This is a genomic window from Modicisalibacter muralis (assembly GCF_900102945.1).
GTDB lineage: Bacteria > Pseudomonadota > Gammaproteobacteria > Pseudomonadales > Halomonadaceae > Modicisalibacter > Modicisalibacter muralis.
Map to the genome: position 1 here is coordinate 39,296 of NZ_FNGI01000003.1, position 17,596 is coordinate 56,891.

Sequence of the window (17,596 nt, forward strand, 5' to 3'; positions counted from 1 at the left end):
TTCTCCTGTTGGGCAGGTCTGGGTAGCCTTGGCCGGTCAGCGCCAGCGTATGTCGGGCGCCACCGAGTGTTGCTTGACCAACCTGGCGTTGTGCATGTCCTTGTGGTGGGTGCGCTCCAGGGCTCCCGCCCTATCCTGACCCAGCGCCAGCCAGCGCTGAATCAGGCGGGCCTCCAGCACCTCATCGGACACCTCGATAAGAATCGTGGTGTCGAACAGCGGCCTTAGCTCGGACCAGCGCGGCCGGTCCAGCAGCAGGTAATTGCCTTCGACGATGACGATGCGATGCGCGGGGTCGATCAACCGTCCACCGGCCCGCGCCAGATCCAGCGGCCGGTCGAAAACCGGCACGGCAACCGCCCGATCGCCTCGCCGGATGCGGCGCAGATCCTGCGCCAGGCCATCGATGTCGAACGTCTCGGGCGCGCCCTTGACCGGCAGCAGGCCACGCGGTTCGAGCAGCGCATTGTCGAAGTGGTAGCCGTCCATCGGCACCACTTCCGCCACCCCCGGCTCACAGTCGTTGAGCCGCCGGCACAGCAATTCGGAAAGAAACGACTTGCCGGCGCCCGGCGGCCCCGCCAGCGCCACGACATAGCGCCGGCTGTCGCTTGCGGCGCGTAGAATATCCGCCGCCATATCGTGAATGTCCGGGTTCATCGTCGTTCTCCCGCGTCGCGACAAGTTGCCTTCAACTCATCCAGTTGCCGCCGTCCACATTGAGGGTCTGCGCCACCACGTAGTTGCTATCGTCGCTCGCCAGAAACACCGCAGCACCGACATGATCGTCCGGCAGGCCCATGCGGCCGTAGGGCACGGCTTCGCCGACCAGGCGTTTCTTCTCGCCAAGCGGGCGGCCTTCATAGCGCGCGAACAGCGCATCGACGTCACGCCACATCGGCGTGTCGACCACGCCGGGGGAGATGCCGTTGACGTTGATGCCATGCTGAATCAGCGCCAGGCCGCTGGATTGCGTCAGGCTGATCACCGCCGCCTTGCTGGCGCAGTAGATGCTGGCCAGCGCCTCGCCGCGACGCCCGGCCTGGGAGGCCATGTTGATGATCTTGCCGCCCTGCCCACGCTCGACCATTGCGCGTGCCACGGCCTGCAAGGTAAAGAACGTGCCCTTGACGTTGACCTGGAACTGTTTGTCGTACATCGCCTCGCTGACTTCGAGCAGCGGCGCCATGTCGAACACCGCGGCGTTGTTGACGAGGATATCGATGGCGCCGAAGCGCCGCTCGACGGCCTCGATCATCCGCGCCACCGAATCGCGGTCGCAGACATCCAGGCGGATGCCCATCACCGGTTTATCCGAATCGTCGCCCTGCAACTCGACGACGGCGGCATCGATGCTCGCCTCGTCGATGTCGGCAATCACCACCCGGGCACCTTCCGCCAGATAACGGCGAGCAATCGCCAGGCCGATACCCCGCGCGCCACCGGTCACCACCGCCGTCTTGTCGATCAGCTTCATTGATGCGTCCTGTTGGTCATCGAGCATCGTCACGTCGAGCGCAAGCTTGGCTGCGTGACTCCCGCCATTGCTGTATCAGCCCGTCCAGATCCCACATCCGCTGCAGCACCCGCCAGGCCCCCACCTGCTTCAGTCGCTCGCCATGACCGGGCTCGATATGGCTGGCTCCGGTGAAGCCGATCACCGTCATGCCCGCGGCGTGGGCCGCCGTGACCCCGGATACGCTGTCCTCCACCACCAGGCAATCGCGCGGCTCACTGTTCAGGCTACGCGCGGCCAATAGATAAACGTCCGGAGCGGGCTTGGGCCTCTCGACCTGATCGGCGGTAAATAGCGGGGCCTCGCCGAGCAGGGTTTCCAATAAGCCGGTATTCGCCAGCGAGGCCTGCACACGCCGCCGACTGCTGTTGGAAACGATCGCCAGCGGCAGGCGCAATTCGGCAACGGCCTCGAGCACGCCCTCGATGGCCTGCAAATCGCGTTCGAGGTGTTTTTCGATATCGCTTTCGATACGCAGCAATGCATCGCTGGGTAGCGAATGGGCGCTATGCCGCTCGATATGCTCGAGTATCGCGGCCGTGGTCATGCCCAGCGCCTGGCGCAACATGGCGGCCGGCTGAATATCGGGCAACCATTCGCCGAGGCGCTGGACGATCACCGCTTCGGCAATCGCTTCGCTATCGACCAGCACGCCATCACAATCGAATATCAGGGTCTCCATTCGCGGCTCCCGGCTTACTGGTCGTCTGGGGTGGGGCTGGATGACGCCCGGTTCTCGCCACGTTTCATCGCGGCCAACGGGTGACGATGCAGGCTGGGCAGGGCGTCTCCCTCGGCGTCGAACAGATGCGCGCGGCGCGGCTCGAAGGCGAGGCTCACCTTGTCATGCACGCGGTGAGCGACATCGCCATCGGTTACCACGGTCATCGAGTCGTCGCCTGCCTGAAGATACAGGCAGGTCTCGCCGCCCAGGCGCTCGATGACCACGATTTCGCCTTCCACGACAGCCTGCTCGCTCTCGTACAAGTGCTCGGGACGAATGCCCAGCGTCAGTGTCGAGCCGGCGGCCAGCCCTTCACCCGCGACTGGCACCTCGCAGGTGGCGCCACTGGGCAATTCGATGGTGACGCCATCGGGGCCGGCCCCGATTACCCTGACTTCCAGGAAATTCATCTTCGGCGAACCGATGAACCCGGCCACGAAGAGATTGCGCGGGTGGTGATACAACTCCATCGGCGAGCCGACCTGCTCGACCAGACCGTTTTGCAGCACCACGATCTTGTCGGCCATGGTCATGGCCTCGATCTGGTCGTGGGTGACATAGATCATGGTGGCGTCGAGTTCGTCGTGAAGGCGCGCCAGTTCGATGCGCATCTTCACGCGCAGCGCGGCATCGAGGTTGGATAGCGGCTCGTCGAACAGGAAGATACTCGGGTTGCGCACGATGGCGCGGCCGATCGCCACACGCTGGCGCTGGCCCCCCGACAACGCCTTGGGCTTGCGGTCGAGCAGTGGCTCGAGTTGCAGAATGCGCGCCGCCGCGAGCACCTTCTCGCGCCGCTGCGCCTTGGCCACACCCGCCAGGCGCAGGCTGAAGCCCATGTTGTCCTCGACGGTCATGTGCGGGTACAGCGCATAACTCTGGAACACCATGGCCAGACCCCGGTCGGCCGGCGCCACCTCGTTGATGCGTTCGCCATCGATGACGATATCGCCCGACGAGGTGCTTTCGAGCCCGGCGATCATGCGTAAAAGCGTCGATTTACCGCAGCCGGAAGGCCCCACGAAGACCACGAATTCACGATCGTGGACCTCCAGATCGACACCCTTGATGACACGCGCATCGCCAAATTCCTTGACGACCTGTTTAAGCTGTAGAGTTGCCATGTCGGTTTCCTTATTTGACCGCGCCGAAGGTCAGGCCACGTACCAATTGCTTCTGGCTCAGCCAGCCAAAAACGAGAATCGGCGCGATTGCCATGGTCGATGCGGCCGAAAGCTTGGCCCAGAAAAGCCCCTCGGGACTGGAAAACGATGCGATGAAAGCCGTCAGGGGCGCGGCATCGTACGAGGTCAAATTGAGACTCCAGAAGGCCTCGTTCCAACTCAGGATGATCGCCAGAAGACCGGTGGATGCAATGCCCGGCAGGGTCAGGGGCAACAGCAGGTAAATGATTTCCTGGGAGGTGCCGGCGCCGTCCATTCTGCCCGCCTCGAGAATGTCCTTGGGCAAATCCTTGAAGAAGGTGTAAAGCATCCACACCACGATCGGCAGGTTCATCAGCGTATAGACGATCACGAGGCCGAGTTGCGAATCGAGCAGCCCGGTATCCCTGAAGATCAGGTAAATCGGCATCAGCACCCCGACCGGCGGCAGCATCTTCGTGGACAGCATCCACAATAGCGTGCCCTTGGTGCGCGGGGTGGGCAGGAATGCCATCGAGTAGGCGCAGGGCACCGCGATCAGCAGCGCCAACGCCGTCGAGCCGAACGCCATGATCACACTATTGATGGCGAACTTGAGGTAGTCGGTACGCTCGAGCACCGCCATGTAGCTTTCAAGGGTCGGCGAGAAAAACAGGCTCGGCGTCGCCACGGCGGCGGCTTCGGTCTTGAAGCCGGTCAGAAACATCCAGAAGATCGGAAAGAACATGACCAGGGTAATGCCCCAGGCCAGCACCGCGAGCCATAAGCGTTTTGAGGCTAACATCGTCATCAATGGCTCCTTGTTTTAGTTTTCCAGATTCTTGGCGACGGTCCGAATCAGGAAGATAGCGACGATATTGGCGAGGATGATCGCAATCACCCCACCGGCCGATGCCCCACCGACATCGAACTCGAACAAGGCGCGTATATATATGAAATACGCCAGATTGGTGGTCGCCAAACCCGGCCCACCCGATGTCGTGACGAATATCTCGGCGAAGATGCTCAGCAGGAAGATCATCTCGATCATGATCACCACGCTGATCGCGCGCTTGAGATGCGGCAGGGTGATGAAAAAGAAGATCGCCAGGGGGCCAGCGCCATCCATGCGTGCCGCTTCGACCTGATCCTCGTCCAGCGACTGCAACGCGGTAAGCAGAATGAGCAGCGCGAAGGGTAGCCACTCCCAGGACACGATGATGATGATCGAGACTAGTGGCAGCTCCGAGAACCATTCGACGGATGGCAGGCCAAACACCCCGAATAGCCAGGCCAGCACCCCATTCACCGGGTGCATGATCATGTTCTGCCAGATCAGAGCGCTGACCGTCGGCATGACGAAGAAGGGCGAGATGATCAGAATCCGCGCGATACCGCGCCCGAGGAATTCCTGCTGAAACAACACCGCCAGCAGAATGCCGCCGATCACGGTAATCGCCAGCACGCTGCCGACCAGTACCAGTGTCGTACCCATGGACGACCATAGCGCCGGGTCGGTGAGTAGATAGCGGTAGTTTTCGAACCCGGCGAAACCGCTCATGCCCGGCATCAGCATGTTGTAGCGCTGAAACGAGAACCACAGGGTCATGCCCAGCGGTATCAGCATCCATAACAGCAGCAGGGTGACGGCGGGCGCCTGCAAGGAGAGCGTGCGCAATCCTCCGACGGTTCGCCCAGAAGCTCTAGTACGCATCGTTATTCCAGCCTTGACGATCGGGAGGGGCCAGGCAAGGCCGGGGCGAACCCCGGCCTACCGGCTATTCGCGCTTCAGTCGTAATAGCCGGCCTGACGCATGGTGCGCTCGGTGGAGGTCTGGGCTCTTTGCAGCGCTTGCTCGACCGTCATTTGTCCGGTGAGCGCCGCAGCGATCATCTGTCCCACCTGGGTGCCGATGGCCTGGAATTCCGGTATGCCAACCAGTTGCACGCCGACATAGGGGCTCGGCTTGAGCGTGGAATCGGTCGGATCGGCGGTCTTGATCGCTTTCAGCACGAAGTCGGCGAACGGCGCGGCATTCTGATAGCGCGGGTCGTCGTAGGTGGATTGACGAGTACCCGGCGGCACGCTGGTCCAGCCCTTGGTCTCGCCAACCAGCTCGATATACTCCTGAGACGTTGCCCAACTGACGAAGGTCTTGGCCGCCTCCTTCGAGTCCGATGAGCTGGGCACTGCCAACGCCCAGGTCCACAGCCAATTCGCGCCCTTGGGTGTCACCGCCACCGGCGCCGGGGCAAAGCCCAGCACATCGGCTACCTGGGACTGGCTGGGGTCGAAGAGCTTGCCGGCCGCCACGGTGGCATCGACCCACATGCCGCACTTGCCGGTGGAGAACAGCACCTGGTTTTCGTTATAGCCATTGGAGCTCGCGCCCGGGGGGCCATAGTCGTTCAACAGATCGACATAGAAGTTGACGGCCTTCTGCCATGCCGGCGAGTCGATTTTGGGCTGCCAGTCCATGTCGAACCAGCGGCCGCCAAAGGTATTGACCAGGGTCGAGACGAAGGCCATGTTTTCGCCCCAGCCCGGCTTGCCGCGCAGGCAAATGCCGTAGACGTCATTGGCGGGGTCGTGGAGCTTGCCGGCCCACTCGCGCACCTGCTCCCAGGTCGGCTGCTCGGCCATCTCGATGCCGTGCTTCTCGAACAGGTCCTTGCGGTAGTACATCATCGAGCTTTCGCCATAGAACGGCAGCGCGTAGAGCGTGCCATCATGACTCAAGCCCTTGCGGATCGGCTCGAGCAGATCGTCGACCTTATACTCTGCGGGCAGATCGTCGAAGGCGGTCAACCAGCCCCGCTCGGCCCAGATAGGCGCCTCGTAGGCGCCGATCGTCATGACGTCGAACTGGCCACCGTCAGTGGCGATATCGACGGTCATACGCTGGCGCAGGACATTCTCCTCGAGCACGATCCATTCGAGATCGATGTCGGGGTGGGCCTGCTCGAACTTATCGGTCAGGCTCTGCATGATGACCATGTCGCCGTTGTTGACCGTGGCCACGGTAATGGTCTCAGCGCTGGCTGAAAGAGGGATGAGGGCCGCGATTCCAGCCAATGGAAAGGCGTGGGATAACCTCATGGCATGCTCCTTGAGGGAAATCTTTGACATTGTTTTTGATCAATTTACTCAACTATCGATCAAATGATCGACTAGATCGCCAAAAAAAGCAAAGCCCAACGCATTAGACCTTTCGGTAATACATTAGCCGATGCCATGTTCGACGATATAACGCGCGGCGTTTTCATCGGTTACCAACCCCTTGAGCCAGCCGCCACGCAGCGCGGCAAGAATGGCGGGGCCCTTGTCGTGGCCACCCGCCAGCGCGACCAACGACTGATCCCTGAACATCTCCAGCGGCAAGCTGGTGACCCTGCGGGTGATCGAGCAATCGATCACCTCGCCGGCCTGGTTCAGCGGCCAGCCCAATAACTCGCCCACCGCCTCGCGCTCCAGCAATTCCCCGAGCTCGGCCTCGCTGATGAAGTGATCCTGAAACAGCGTGGCCTGACGGTCGATGCGGCCCACCCCGATAAAGGCCGCCTCGGCCTCCTTGGCCACCTCGGCTATCGCCTGAAACAGGCGCTGGCCCAGCAGCGCATGCTTCTCCTCGACCGTTCCGGCGACCACCGGCGCGGGCAACAGGAAACGCTCGCCACCGGTCTTGTCGGCCAGCACCATGACCCCATCGTAGCGATTCGACGAGCCATCGCGAGCGACATTGCCGACCAGCGAGACGAACCGGTGCTGCGGCCTGTCGATACGGCTCATGGCCTCTACCGTGGCACGCACCACGCGCCCCGTACCCAGCGACAGGGTCAGGGGCTCGCCACGATCCAGATAACGCGACAGGCGCTCGGCGCCGGCAACCGCCAGATAATGCGAGCCACTGTCGGTGGCGCCCGGCTCGGCGGGAACCACATCGCAGAAGTCGAGCGCGAAGTGCTTGACGATGGCATTCGACATGACCATGCAGTTGGCCAGCGGATGATCGATATGCACCTTGACCAGGCCCTCCTGACGGGCCAGCGCCAGCAGACGCTGAACGCCGGGACGCGAAACGCCGAGCTGGCTGGCGATTTCATCCTGGGTGCGTCCACCGACATAGGACAACCACGCGGCGCGCGCGGCCTGATCCAGCTTCAACTCGAATTTATCCACGAGGCCAGGGCATTCCCGATTGGTGTCAAGGGTAAGAATCATCGCAAGCAAGCCGCGAATTCACAACACACCACGACTCATGACGAGCGCACCGCCGACGAATCTCAGGGCCGATGAGTCCCGAGGTAGCGGCGATCCGCGGGGTCATCGCTCACGCGCCGGGGTCCGATGAGACGCCGATGCCGGCACCAGCGCCGAGCCGGGAAGCCAGACAGTCACGGCGAGCCCGCCCAGACTGGCGTCGTCGAGCACCAGTTGGCCGCCATACAGCGTCATCAGATCCTCGACGATGGCCAGCCCAAGCCCCGAGCCAGAACGAGAATCAGAGCGGCGCTCATCGAGGCGTACGCCTCGCGCCAGCGCCGCCTCGCGCTGGGCAGCGGTCATTCCCGGGCCGTCGTCCTCGATGCACAAGCGTGCCCCACCGGCTTCGGCCCAGACGTTCAAGCGCACGCGATCTTCGGCCCAGCGCAGCGCGTTGTCGAGCAGGTTGCCGACAAGCTCCTGAAGATCCTGCGGGTCCATGCGCACGCTGAGCGTGGCGTCGATGTCGCGCTCCAGCACGATGCCGCGACGGCTGGCCAGGCGTGACAGACCATCGACCACCGGAGCGATGGCCTCGGCAAGGCGCACCCGGCCAGCCAGGGTCGCGCCACCGGCGGCCGAGGCACGCGCCAGATGGTGGCGCACGGCGGCGTCGATACGCCCCACTTCATCGCGCACCTGGCGGCGCTGCGTTTCGGGCAAGCGATCCGCAACCGTCTGCAACACGCTGACCGGTGTTTTCAATGCATGGGCCATATTGCCGGCGGCCGCGCGACCGCGCTCGATCAGCCGGCGGTCGCGTTCGAGAACCTCGTTCATCGCCCCGGCCAGCTCGCTCAACTCGCCCGGCAAACGAGTATCGAGACGTTCGGCCTCGCCCGCCTCGATGGCCTTGAGATTGCCGTGCAGGCGACGCAGTGGCGCCAGCCCCCAGCGAATCTGCACCGCCAGGCCGAGCAGCAACAGCCCGGCCAGGGTCAGCAACGACAGCGCCAGCAGCCATTCGAAGCGGGCCACCTCGGTATCGAGTTGCTCGCGCGAGGCGGCGACGCTGACATGCAGGCGCCGCGCATGGCCGGGTAGACGTATGTCGCGCTCGATCACCCGCAGCGGTTCGCCACGCGGCCCAGCGATATTGCGCACGCCGACACCCTCGGCCATGGATACCGGCAAACGCTGGTCCCACAGCGAACGCGATACGCGCGTCATGCCCTGGGTATCGGTGACCTGCCAATACCAACCCGAGAACACCTGGCTGAAGCGCGAATCGCCCAGTGAGCGGCTGACGATCAGGCGCTGGGCATTGGGGTCGTATTCGATATCGGCGAGCACCACCTGCAACAGCGACGCCAGGCGCTGGTCGAAGGCGGCGGTGACGGATTCGCGAAAGTTGTAGGCCAATCCGGCGCCGGCCAGCGGCATCACCAGCAGGACCAGCGCCAGCGCCACGGCGAGCAGCCGCGAACCCAACGACCAGCCGGCGGGACGCGCGGCCAACGCACGCAGGCGTTGCTTCACGCGTCGCCCTCGACCGCCACCACGCGATAGCCCTGGCCACGCAGGGTTTCGATGCGAGTGCCGCCCAACTTGCGACGCAGGCGACTGATCTGCACGTCGATGACGTTGGAATCCGGTTCATGGTCACGGTCATAGACGTGTTCGGAAAGCTCGATGCGGCTGACGATACGCGGCGCGGCGTGCATCAGATACGCCAATAGCCGCGATTCCTGGGCGGTCAGGGTGATCGGCCGGCCCGCCAGGGTGACGCTGCCGGCGTGGGTGTCGAAGGACAGCGAGCCGAGACTCAGCACCGGGTGCGCATGGCCATGGCTGCGACGCACCAGCGCGCGCAGGCGAAACAGCACTTCGGCGGTCTCGAACGGCTTGGTGACGTAATCGTCGGCGCCGGCGGAGAAACCGGCGGCCTTGTCCGACCAGCGCTCGCGGGCGGTGAGCACCAGCACCGGCAGGTCGATGTCGTCGTCGCGCCATTGGGCGAGCCAGCGGGTACCGTCGCCATCGGGCAGACCAAGATCGAGAATCGCCGCATCGTAGCGCTCGGTACGCACCAGAAAATCGGCATCCGTGCCGCTGCCGGTCGTCTCGACCAGCAGCCCGGCGTCGCGCAACGCATCGCCCAGCGCGCTAGCCAGCGCCTGGTCGTCCTCCACCAGCAACACTTTCATGGGCGTTCCATCATTGACGTTTCATGCCTTCGATATTGACGCCATCGATGCCGACCAGCTCACCGCTGGCGGCATCGAACACGAACTCGACCAACTGCCCTTGCGGGCCGATCATCTCGACCTCGTACAGGGCGAGCCCATCGTTGCGTTCCAGTTCGACACCCAGCACCTGGCCCCGATAGCGCGCCTCAAGCCAGTCCAGCACACTGGGCAACGAAACGAAACGCCCGGCACGCACTTCCTCGTGCAGATCGCGCCAATCATCGTCGTCGGAGTAAGCGAGTGTCGCCGGGATAGCCACGACGCTGGTCAGCGCCAGCCATACGATCAGCATGATGTACTTGAAAGTCTTCATGCGCCTAGCTTGCCAAAGCCTCGATGAACGCACCATGAACGCCACGTTCAGCCCACTGCAAGATAACGAGGCTTAGGATGACATCATGATCGGTATCGAGAAGCAGTACATGAACGCCGGATGAACGGCGCCTTCAGCTTCATGCAAGGTGGCCTACGATAACGTCACTGCAAACCTGCTCGCGACATGCAGGCATCAGCAAGTCCAATCAGGAGTGTAACCATGAGAACACTGCGCCTATGTATGCTTCCCGTCGCCTTGACCGGCGGCTTATCCAGCGCGGCGCTGGCCGCCGAGGGCAGCCTGTCGCATAGTGAGCTACAAGCGCTGCTCAATCAGGCCGACCAGTACGGCTTCAGTCACTACGAAGAAATATCAGTCGAGGACAACACACACCTCGAAATAGACGGTTGGCGTGACGACGGCTGGCAGCTCGACCTGGAACTACTGATCGAGGACGGCAGCGTGACTCACGAATGGCAGCGCAAGAGCCAGATTCCCGATTGGAGCCTGACTGGCGACGAGGTTCGCCAGGCACTGACCAATGCCCGCGAAGCGGGGATGCAACGATTCGAGCAGCTCGATGTCGATGAACGAGGACATATCGAGATCGAGGGATACACCACCCAAAACCGCGAGGTCGAGCTACGCCTGAACCGCGACGGCCTGTCGGTCACCGGAGTCGAGAATGACTGAACGCAACGATCGCCAGAATAACGCCGCCTGGCAGGCGGCCCGCCAATGGCAGGAGCGAGCGCGCCAGGCGCGCCCCGCCACCAGCATGAGCGGCCCGAAAATGGTCCTGACCTGGCTATTGTTCGGCGCGATGATGGTCGTCGGCACCGTGCTGGGGCTGTTCTTCCTGCTGGTCGGCTGGCTGATGCTGCCGCTGCTGCGCCACCGCATGAAGAAGCGCGCCGAGGCCTTTCGCGCGCAACAGGCACGCGACATCGGCGGCGATTTCCACTCGCACGATGCCCATCGGCCAGGAGACAGCGGCCGCCACCGACAAGACGTGCTGGAAGGCGACTACGAGATCAAGCCCGAAAGCCGGGACAGGACCTAATCTTCCGATGCATACATCGGCCATAAAAAAACCCGCGTGGGGGCGCGGGTCGAGGTAGGGATGGAGCGTAAACGCATCAGGGACGATGCATAAACTCAAACCGTCTGGTTGGCTGCCAGACTCATTTAGCCTATTCAGCGCAGAACGGTACGGCCAATGTATTGTGCTGATTGCTACGATAGAAATATTTCAATCGTCTCTCTCGCTATTCAAGGGGTGCCCACCGCCGCCAGATTCGGTTTCCCGCGTTCGTTGCTCCGTAAGCTCGGCACGCAGCGCGCGGATCTCGTCGCCGAGCGCGGCGACCTGGCCATTCAGGTGCCGGAGCATCTCGCGATCCGCCTTGTGCTGACGCGACTCCTGCTCGCCTTCATCGACGACGAACAGCGACCCCACGTAAGCAGCGAAACTGCCGAACAGGCCGACCCCGCCGATCATCAACAGTACGGCTACTACCCGCCCCAGCGTCGTGACCGGATAGTAATCGCCGTAACCTACCGTGGTGATCGTGACAATGGCCCACCACAGCGCCTCCTCGGCGGTATTAATCGGGCTGTCGGGGTTCGGGCTCTCCACCAACAGCATGGTGATGGCACCGAATGCCACCAACAGGACCGTCGCCGTCGCCGCCGAGGCGAAGATGCCCTCAGCGCGATTGCGGAACAGCAAGCGCCAGATCATCTCCATGGACTTGATCGCGCGCAGCAAGCGAATCACCTGGATGACCCGGAACGCGCGCGCGCCGACCAGCACCCCGGCCGGAATGCTGGCCAATAGATCGATCCAGCCCCAGCGCATGAACCGCCACTTGTCCTTCGCGGCACGAAAGCGAATACAGAAATCGATGAAGAAGAACACGCAGACGATCACATCCATGTATTGCAGGAGTTGCGACACCTCCGGGGACAGCACGAGGAAGGTATCGGCGACCAGAGCGCCGATCACATAGAAGGACAGCACCAGCACGAAGAGCTGAAAGGGAGTCACGCGATCGTTCATGGGCAAACCGGCAGTCGTTCATCAAGCCTGTGACCATACGTCAAGGCCGGTGGCAGAGAAAGCCGCCGGTGAAGCTGGCGTGGCGGGGCCTCTACTCAAACACGACAACCCCGGCCCATTCGGGGTTGTTCATTCATTCTAGCAATATTCTCTCAACCATCGGCCAACCAGTTCACCAGGCGCTGATTGATGATGTCCGGGCAATCCACGGAAGGCACGTGAGCCACGCCATCGAGGATTTCCAACTCGCTATCGGCGAGTTCGGCTTCGAGCCCTTGCAGCGTCTCGGGCGGCGTGGACAGGTCCTCGCTGCCACCCAGCAGGTGCACGCCGATACTAACGCTGAGCAACTTGTCACGATAATCGGTCGTCGCGAGCAGTTCGCAGAGGCGCGCGTAGCTCTCGTCGTCGGTGCGCGCCAGCACGGTCTTCCAGCCCGCTTCGAGGGCCGGCGAGGCGTTGCGTGAGGCCTGGGAAAACCAGCGTGGCACGATCTCGTCGACCAACGCGGCGACGCCCTCTTCACGCACACGTCGCGCTCGGGCATGCCAGTTGTCCGGCGTACCGATCACCGCGCCGGTGTTGGTCAACACCACGCGACCAAGTCGCTCGGGAGCCTGTATCAGCAACTGCTGACCGATCACGCCGCCGATCGAGGTGCCGACGAAACGAAAGCGCTGCGCACCGGCCTGATCGGCCAACGTCAGCGCCTCGGCGGCCAATTGTTCGGCACGAATTTCACCCACGCGTGGCGCGCTGGCGCCGTGCCCCGGCAAATCCCAGGTGATTACCCGATAGCGACCGGTCAACACCGCAACGGTGTCGTCCCACACCGCCTGGGTCATGCCCAGCGGGTGCGCCAGAATCACCAGCGGCGCGGTTTGCGATCCGACGTCGCGGTAGGCGACGCTGCGGCCATCGATCTCGAGAAAGGCCATTCAAATTCTCCCCTGGCAAAGCGCCAACGCAAGGCCCGGCGCCTTATTCGACATAGACGGAAGAACGCGGCTTCGCCGCTTTAAGATGGAAGACCGGTGCTTCGCACCTGAAAGAAGGAAAGAACCCCGAACTCTCCTCTCTTCCGTCTTCCCTCTTCCTTCTTCCGTCTTCCCTCGCTAGACCCGCTCGACCACCGTGGCGATGCCCTGCCCCACGCCGATGCACATGGTGCACAGCGCGTAGCGGCCGCCGGTGATCTCGAGCTCGTGCATGGCGCTGGTGATGATGCGCGCGCCCGACATGCCCAGCGGATGGCCCAGCGCGATGGCGCCGCCGTTGGGGTTGACGCGCGAGTCATCGTCTTTGAGCCCCAGCTCGCGTAGACAGGCCAGCGCCTGGGCGGCGAACGCCTCGTTGAGTTCGATGTGATCGAGCTGGTCGAGGGTCATGCCGAGGCGCTCGAGCAGCTTCTGCGAGGCCGGTACCGGGCCGATACCCATGATGCGCGGCTCGACGCCGGCGGTGGCCATGCCGTGGATGCGCGCCATCGGCGTGAGGTCGTAGCGCTTGACCGCGTCCTCGCTGGCGACGATCAGTGCCGCGGCGCCGTCGTTGACGCCCGAGGCGTTGCCGGCGGTCACCGAGCCATTCTCACGGAACGGGGTGGCCAGCATGGCGAGCTTCTCCAGGGTGGTCGCGCGCGGATGCTCGTCGGTGTCGAAGATCAACGGTTCCTGCTTGCGCCGGGGGATCTCGATGGGCACGATCTCGCGCGCCAGGCGGCCGCTGTCCTGGGCGCGCTGGGTCTTGAGCTGCGAGTCGTAGGCGAAACGGTCCTGATCCTCGCGGGAGATATTGAACTGCTCGGCGACGTTCTCCGCCGTCTCGGGCATCGAGTCGACGCCGTATTGTTTCTTCAGCAGCGGATTGACGAAGCGCCAGCCGATGGTGGTGTCTTCCATGGTCTGGTTACGGGCGAATGCCGTGCCGGCCTTGCCGAGGACATAGGGCGCGCGCGACATCGACTCGACGCCGCCGGCGATCATCAGCTCGGCCTCGCCGCAGCGCACGGCCCGCGCCGCGGTGCCGATGGCGTCCATGCTCGAGCCGCACAGGCGGTTGAGGGTGGTACCGGGCACGCTGATCGGCAGGCCCGCCAGCAGCAGCGCCATGCGCGCCACGTTGCGGTTGTCCTCGCCGGCCTGGTTGGCGCAGCCCATGATCACGTCGTCGATGGCCACCGGGTCGAGCCCCGGCGCGCGAGCCAGCAACGCCTTGAAGATGTCTGCGGCAAGATCGTCGGGACGCACGCTTGCCAGCGTGCCGCCGAACTTGCCCACCGCCGAGCGCACCGGATGACACAGATACACGTCTTTCATGTTCGCTTCTCCCGCTTACTCGCCGGCATGGTGGCGATCGGTGCGCGCCTTCAATTCGCGCAGCACCTGGAGTTCGTTGGCGCTGGGTTCCGGCGTCGCCTCGATAGCCTCGGCGAAACGGATCTCCCAGCCGGTGGCTTCGATAACGTCAGCGTGGCTCACGCCGGGATGCAGCGAAACCACCACCAGCTCCCGGGTTTCGGGGTCGGGCTTCATCACGCACAGATCGGTGATCACCCGGGTCGGCCCCTTGCCGATGTTGGGCACGCCGTCGCGGCCCTTGCCGTCGCGACCGAAGCCCAGAGTGGTGACGAAGTCCACGTCGCGCACGAAGGTGCGCTTGGAGTGCTTCAGGGTGATGAACACCTCGCCGGCGTTGGTGGCGATCTCCGGCGCCCCGCCGCCACCCGGCAGACGCACCTTGGGCGCCGTGTAGTCGCCGATCAGGGTGGTGTTGAGGTTGCAGTAGCGGTCGATCTGGGCGGTACCGAGAAAGCCCACGTCGACCTTACCGCCCTGCAACCAGTAGCGGAACATCTCGGGCACCGAGACGGTGGTCAGCGCAGTCTCGCACAACTCGCCGTCGCCGATCGACAGCGGCAGCACGTCGGGCTTGGTCTGCAGGGTGCCGGATTCGTAGATCAGCACCACGTCGGGGGCATGGGTGAGGCGCGCCAGGTTGGCCGCCTCGCTGGGCAGGCCGATGCCGACGAAGCAGGTCATGCCGTTTTCCAGCGCCCGCGCGGCGGTGACGGTCATCATTTCCGAGGAGGTGTAATGGCTACTCATCAGACTTCTCCTCCAGCTTGCAAAACGTTCTCTTCGAGCCACGCTTGGAAGGCGTCACGGTCGCGGGCGATGGCGTCCCACTCCTTGTAGAAGCGGTTGTCTCGCGGATAGTAACCGTAAGCGTAAGACGGATAGGCACCCTTCTCGGCGACGGCGATGGCGCTGATCGCCCAGCCGGGGATCACGCAGGCATTGGGCGTGGCGCCCAGGTCGTCGACGATCTCCTCGACGGTGACGATGCTCGACTTGGCGGCGAGCACGGCTTCCTTCTGCACGCCGATAATGCCCTCGACCAGCACGTTGCCCTGTCGATCGGCGCGCTGGGCGTGGATCACGCCGACATCGGGGCGAATCGACGGCACCGCCGCCAGGCGCTCGCCGGTGAATGGGCACTCGATGAACTTGATCTGGTCGTTGACCTTGGGCAGATCGCTGCCGACATAACCTCGCAGCACCGCCAGCGGCAGGCCGGCGGCGCCCGCCTCATAAGCGCAGGCCATGGTCGCGTGGCTGTGCTCGAGGATCTCGAGCTTGTGCGGGTAGCCTTTCTCCACCGCGTCGCGCAGGCGATGCAGCGAACCGACGCCGGGGTTGCCGCCCCATGAGAAGATCAGCTTCTTGGCGCAGCCGGCGCCGATCAACTGGTCGTAGATCAGATCCGGGGTCATGCGGATCAGGGTCAGGTCGCGCTTGCCCTGGCGGATGATCTCGTGGCCCGCGGCGAAGGGAATCAGGTGGGTGAAGCCTTCCATGGCCACGGTGGCGCCGTTATCGACGTAGCGCGCCACCGCGTCATGCAGGCTGAGGATATCGGCCATGGGTGTTCGCCTCTCTCAACGCAATAAGTTCGCTAAACGAACATAGGTTTGTGATACGAACAAAACTAATCGGGATCGCACCCGTCGTCAAACCCCAAAACAAGCCAAAAGTCGGCCACGAACCCGCCCGATGTCTGCCTGGTCAGCGCTAACGCCATGAAAGACAAGACGTTACGGTCTATTTCAGCGTCCTTGGTGCACGCTAGACTTGGGCATGCCTGCTACCAAGGTATAAGGAAATATCGATGAGGAAAGAATTACGCACAGGCGTTCGCAAGGCGAACACTGTGCTAGAGTCATTGCGTGCATTCGAGCAACGCAACCATTGGGGCGCCACCGCCATGACGACGCAGATGGAGGAAGACATTCTCACGCCTGACGATCGGGACTTCGTGACCGCCCTCGCCGGCGGCCTGGAAGTGATCCTGGCCTTCGACAGCGACAACCGCGCATGACGCTCAGCGAGGTCGCCGCCAGGGTTATTGCATCGTCGATCAGGAGCTCGATCCCGGCCTGCGCTCGCTGGCGGTGCCGACCTTCGACGCCAACGGCAAACTGTTGGGTGCGATCAACGTCAGCACCAACGCCGCGCGCATCGACCTGGCCACGCTGACCGACAAGTTCCTGCCGCTGCTACAGGAGGAAACCCGCCAGATTGCCACGCAGGTCAGCTAGCATCGCGCCGGGCCTATGCCGGCAACGGTGCCTGTGCAGAGGCCGTCTGCGCCAGCAAACGCTCGACCAGACGTTCCACATCCACCAGCGCATCGTTAATGGAGCGGGCCAGGCGATCGCCGCCCTCTTCCTGATATTCGATGGCGATGTCGTGGAAATGGCGGATGCCGATAAATTCCAGGGCCGTGCGCACGCTGGGTTCCAGGTGATTCATGTGCGCCAGCGGGCCGCCCGGCCCGAGGCCGAAGCCGCCTCGGGAGGATAGGATCACCGCGTGGCGGGGCCGGTCCGCCAGTAGCGGCGTGAACGGATCCTCATGGTTCGCCGGGTCGAAACCGACGGTGCGATCCAGGCGCACGATGTTGTCGATCCACGCCTTGAAGGCGGCCGGATAACTGAAGTTGTAGAGGGGCACGCCCAGCACCAGCACGTCCGCCTGGATCAGCTCGTCGACCAGGGCGTCGCTTTCGGCGAGCACGTCGCGCATCCAGGGCTGTTGCTTTTCGGCGGAGGCGAAGGCGGCTTCGATCCACGCCACGCTGGTGAGCGCCGGGGGCGTCAGGCCCAGGTCGCGATGGACGATGGCATCCCCGGGCCGGGCAGCCTGCCATTGCGATACGAAGTGATGGGTCAGCCGGCGAGTGTGGGAGCCGTGTTCGTGGGTGCCGGAACGGCCGGGGCGCGGGCTGGCATCGAGGTGCAGTAGTCGGGTCATGGGATTGTCCTTTCCTGAACGAACTTGAATGAGTTGACATCATCTAGACTTGATGAGCTCATTAAAGC

The 17,596-nt window shown here is 63.4% G+C and carries 21 protein-coding genes; 4 read left to right on the forward strand and 17 right to left on the reverse strand.

Features of this window, described 5'->3' with window-relative positions; all coding sequences use genetic code 11:
* Nucleotides 1-36: 36 nt before the first annotated feature.
* From BLR92_RS07295 to BLR92_RS07345, 11 genes are all read right to left on the reverse strand, one after another.
* Entirely contained in the window at nucleotides 37-660 is a 624-nt protein-coding gene (locus tag BLR92_RS07295) for a nucleoside triphosphate hydrolase (protein WP_089727059.1), read from the reverse strand.
* A gap of 31 nt (nucleotides 661-691) precedes the next feature.
* The gene (locus tag BLR92_RS07300; protein WP_089727061.1) at nucleotides 692-1,477 is read right to left on the reverse strand and encodes an L-iditol 2-dehydrogenase; all 786 of its coding nucleotides are present in this window, start codon (nucleotides 1,475-1,477) and stop codon (nucleotides 692-694) included.
* Nucleotides 1,478-1,493: 16 nt separating this feature from the next.
* The gene (locus BLR92_RS07305) at nucleotides 1,494-2,198 is read right to left on the reverse strand and encodes an HAD family hydrolase (RefSeq protein ID WP_089727063.1); all 705 of its coding nucleotides are present in this window, start codon (nucleotides 2,196-2,198) and stop codon (nucleotides 1,494-1,496) included.
* Nucleotides 2,199-2,212: 14 nt separating this feature from the next.
* On the reverse strand, nucleotides 2,213-3,364 hold the full coding sequence (locus tag BLR92_RS07310; RefSeq protein ID WP_089727065.1) for an ABC transporter ATP-binding protein: 1,152 nt from the start codon (nucleotides 3,362-3,364) through the stop codon (nucleotides 2,213-2,215).
* A gap of 10 nt (nucleotides 3,365-3,374) precedes the next feature.
* Nucleotides 3,375-4,193: a carbohydrate ABC transporter permease gene (locus tag BLR92_RS07315; RefSeq protein WP_089727067.1), complete on the reverse strand. Its 819-nt coding sequence runs from the start codon at nucleotides 4,191-4,193 to the stop codon at nucleotides 3,375-3,377.
* A 15-nt stretch (nucleotides 4,194-4,208) separates the two neighbouring features.
* Nucleotides 4,209-5,096, reverse strand: a complete 888-nt coding sequence (locus BLR92_RS07320; RefSeq protein ID WP_089727069.1) for a carbohydrate ABC transporter permease — start codon at nucleotides 5,094-5,096, stop codon at nucleotides 4,209-4,211.
* A gap of 75 nt (nucleotides 5,097-5,171) precedes the next feature.
* Nucleotides 5,172-6,482, reverse strand: a complete 1,311-nt coding sequence (locus BLR92_RS07325; protein ID WP_089727071.1) for an ABC transporter substrate-binding protein — start codon at nucleotides 6,480-6,482, stop codon at nucleotides 5,172-5,174.
* A 123-nt stretch (nucleotides 6,483-6,605) separates the two neighbouring features.
* A complete protein-coding gene (locus BLR92_RS07330; protein WP_089727506.1) occupies nucleotides 6,606-7,562 on the reverse strand; it encodes a sugar-binding transcriptional regulator in 957 nt (318 codons plus the stop codon).
* A 144-nt stretch (nucleotides 7,563-7,706) separates the two neighbouring features.
* Entirely contained in the window at nucleotides 7,707-9,125 is a 1,419-nt protein-coding gene (locus tag BLR92_RS07335) for a sensor histidine kinase (protein WP_245704134.1), read from the reverse strand.
* The gene (locus BLR92_RS07340) at nucleotides 9,122-9,793 is read right to left on the reverse strand and encodes a response regulator transcription factor (RefSeq protein ID WP_089727073.1); all 672 of its coding nucleotides are present in this window, start codon (nucleotides 9,791-9,793) and stop codon (nucleotides 9,122-9,124) included. Before BLR92_RS07340 ends, BLR92_RS07335 begins: the two co-directional genes overlap by 4 nt.
* A 10-nt stretch (nucleotides 9,794-9,803) precedes the next feature.
* On the reverse strand, nucleotides 9,804-10,148 hold the full coding sequence (locus tag BLR92_RS07345) for a PepSY domain-containing protein (protein WP_089727075.1): 345 nt from the start codon (nucleotides 10,146-10,148) through the stop codon (nucleotides 9,804-9,806).
* Between the two features lie 222 nt (nucleotides 10,149-10,370).
* On the opposite strand from BLR92_RS07345, the gene BLR92_RS07350 reads away from it, so the two are divergent.
* Nucleotides 10,371-10,844, forward strand: a complete 474-nt coding sequence (locus BLR92_RS07350) for a PepSY domain-containing protein (RefSeq protein ID WP_139171581.1) — start codon at nucleotides 10,371-10,373, stop codon at nucleotides 10,842-10,844.
* Nucleotides 10,837-11,214, forward strand: coding sequence for a hypothetical protein (locus BLR92_RS07355; RefSeq protein WP_089727079.1), 378 nt, complete (start codon nucleotides 10,837-10,839; stop codon nucleotides 11,212-11,214). The genes BLR92_RS07350 and BLR92_RS07355 overlap by 8 nt, the downstream gene beginning before the upstream one ends.
* 189 nt (nucleotides 11,215-11,403) lie before the next feature.
* Here BLR92_RS07355 and BLR92_RS07360 read toward each other — a convergent pair whose 3' ends face one another.
* The 5 genes from BLR92_RS07360 to BLR92_RS07380 all read right to left on the reverse strand — a co-directional run bounded on the left by BLR92_RS07360 (nucleotide 11,404) and on the right by BLR92_RS07380 (nucleotide 16,138).
* Nucleotides 11,404-12,213, reverse strand: coding sequence for an ion transporter (locus BLR92_RS07360; protein WP_089727081.1), 810 nt, complete (start codon nucleotides 12,211-12,213; stop codon nucleotides 11,404-11,406).
* A 152-nt stretch (nucleotides 12,214-12,365) separates the two neighbouring features.
* Nucleotides 12,366-13,151 carry an alpha/beta fold hydrolase gene (locus BLR92_RS07365; protein ID WP_089727083.1) on the reverse strand — a complete coding sequence of 262 codons (786 nt, stop codon included), beginning with the start codon at nucleotides 13,149-13,151 and terminating at the stop codon, nucleotides 12,366-12,368.
* A 177-nt stretch (nucleotides 13,152-13,328) separates the two neighbouring features.
* Nucleotides 13,329-14,531 (reverse strand): 3-oxoadipyl-CoA thiolase, encoded by a 1,203-nt coding sequence (gene pcaF, locus BLR92_RS07370; RefSeq protein ID WP_089727084.1) that lies wholly within the window; start codon nucleotides 14,529-14,531, stop codon nucleotides 13,329-13,331.
* Between the two features lie 15 nt (nucleotides 14,532-14,546).
* On the reverse strand, nucleotides 14,547-15,320 hold the full coding sequence (locus BLR92_RS07375) for a CoA-transferase subunit beta (protein ID WP_089727086.1): 774 nt from the start codon (nucleotides 15,318-15,320) through the stop codon (nucleotides 14,547-14,549).
* Nucleotides 15,320-16,138 (reverse strand): CoA transferase subunit A, encoded by an 819-nt coding sequence (locus BLR92_RS07380; protein WP_089727088.1) that lies wholly within the window; start codon nucleotides 16,136-16,138, stop codon nucleotides 15,320-15,322. Before BLR92_RS07380 ends, BLR92_RS07375 begins: the two co-directional genes overlap by 1 nt.
* Nucleotides 16,139-16,425: 287 nt before the next feature.
* On the opposite strand from BLR92_RS07380, the gene BLR92_RS19690 reads away from it, so the two are divergent.
* Both BLR92_RS19690 and BLR92_RS07390 read left to right on the forward strand, forming a co-directional pair.
* Nucleotides 16,426-16,593 (forward strand): hypothetical protein, encoded by a 168-nt coding sequence (locus BLR92_RS19690; protein WP_175488750.1) that lies wholly within the window; start codon nucleotides 16,426-16,428, stop codon nucleotides 16,591-16,593.
* 58 nt (nucleotides 16,594-16,651) lie between these two features.
* Nucleotides 16,652-16,813, forward strand: coding sequence for an IclR family transcriptional regulator domain-containing protein (locus BLR92_RS07390; RefSeq protein WP_370659221.1), 162 nt, complete (start codon nucleotides 16,652-16,654; stop codon nucleotides 16,811-16,813).
* Nucleotides 16,814-16,826: 13 nt separating this feature from the next.
* Here BLR92_RS07390 and BLR92_RS07395 read toward each other — a convergent pair whose 3' ends face one another.
* Complete coding sequence (locus BLR92_RS07395) at nucleotides 16,827-17,528, reverse strand: FMN-dependent NADH-azoreductase (protein WP_089727092.1); 702 nt, start codon at nucleotides 17,526-17,528, stop codon at nucleotides 16,827-16,829.
* Between the last annotated feature and the right edge of the window lie 68 nt (nucleotides 17,529-17,596).

Bases quoted from the DNA above. Each gene is read 5' to 3' on its own strand.
- BLR92_RS07295 (WP_089727059.1), bottom strand. From the start codon at position 660: ATGAACCCGGACATTCACGATATGGCGGCGGATATTCTACGCGCCGCA.
- BLR92_RS07300 (WP_089727061.1), bottom strand. From the start codon at position 1,477: ATGAAGCTGATCGACAAGACGGCGGTGGTGACCGGTGGCGCGCGGGGT.
- BLR92_RS07305 (WP_089727063.1), bottom strand. From the start codon at position 2,198: ATGGAGACCCTGATATTCGATTGTGATGGCGTGCTGGTCGATAGCGAA.
- BLR92_RS07310 (WP_089727065.1), bottom strand. From the start codon at position 3,364: ATGGCAACTCTACAGCTTAAACAGGTCGTCAAGGAATTTGGCGATGCG.
- BLR92_RS07315 (WP_089727067.1), bottom strand. From the start codon at position 4,193: ATGACGATGTTAGCCTCAAAACGCTTATGGCTCGCGGTGCTGGCCTGG.
- BLR92_RS07320 (WP_089727069.1), bottom strand. From the start codon at position 5,096: ATGCGTACTAGAGCTTCTGGGCGAACCGTCGGAGGATTGCGCACGCTC.
- BLR92_RS07325 (WP_089727071.1), bottom strand. From the start codon at position 6,482: ATGAGGTTATCCCACGCCTTTCCATTGGCTGGAATCGCGGCCCTCATC.
- BLR92_RS07340 (WP_089727073.1), bottom strand. From the start codon at position 9,793: ATGAAAGTGTTGCTGGTGGAGGACGACCAGGCGCTGGCTAGCGCGCTG.
- BLR92_RS07345 (WP_089727075.1), bottom strand. From the start codon at position 10,148: ATGAAGACTTTCAAGTACATCATGCTGATCGTATGGCTGGCGCTGACC.
- BLR92_RS07350 (WP_139171581.1), top strand. From the start codon at position 10,371: ATGAGAACACTGCGCCTATGTATGCTTCCCGTCGCCTTGACCGGCGGC.
- BLR92_RS07355 (WP_089727079.1), top strand. From the start codon at position 10,837: ATGACTGAACGCAACGATCGCCAGAATAACGCCGCCTGGCAGGCGGCC.
- BLR92_RS07360 (WP_089727081.1), bottom strand. From the start codon at position 12,213: ATGAACGATCGCGTGACTCCCTTTCAGCTCTTCGTGCTGGTGCTGTCC.
- BLR92_RS07365 (WP_089727083.1), bottom strand. From the start codon at position 13,151: ATGGCCTTTCTCGAGATCGATGGCCGCAGCGTCGCCTACCGCGACGTC.
- pcaF (WP_089727084.1), bottom strand. From the start codon at position 14,531: ATGAAAGACGTGTATCTGTGTCATCCGGTGCGCTCGGCGGTGGGCAAG.
- BLR92_RS07375 (WP_089727086.1), bottom strand. From the start codon at position 15,320: ATGAGTAGCCATTACACCTCCTCGGAAATGATGACCGTCACCGCCGCG.
- BLR92_RS07380 (WP_089727088.1), bottom strand. From the start codon at position 16,138: ATGGCCGATATCCTCAGCCTGCATGACGCGGTGGCGCGCTACGTCGAT.
- BLR92_RS07395 (WP_089727092.1), bottom strand. From the start codon at position 17,528: ATGACCCGACTACTGCACCTCGATGCCAGCCCGCGCCCCGGCCGTTCC.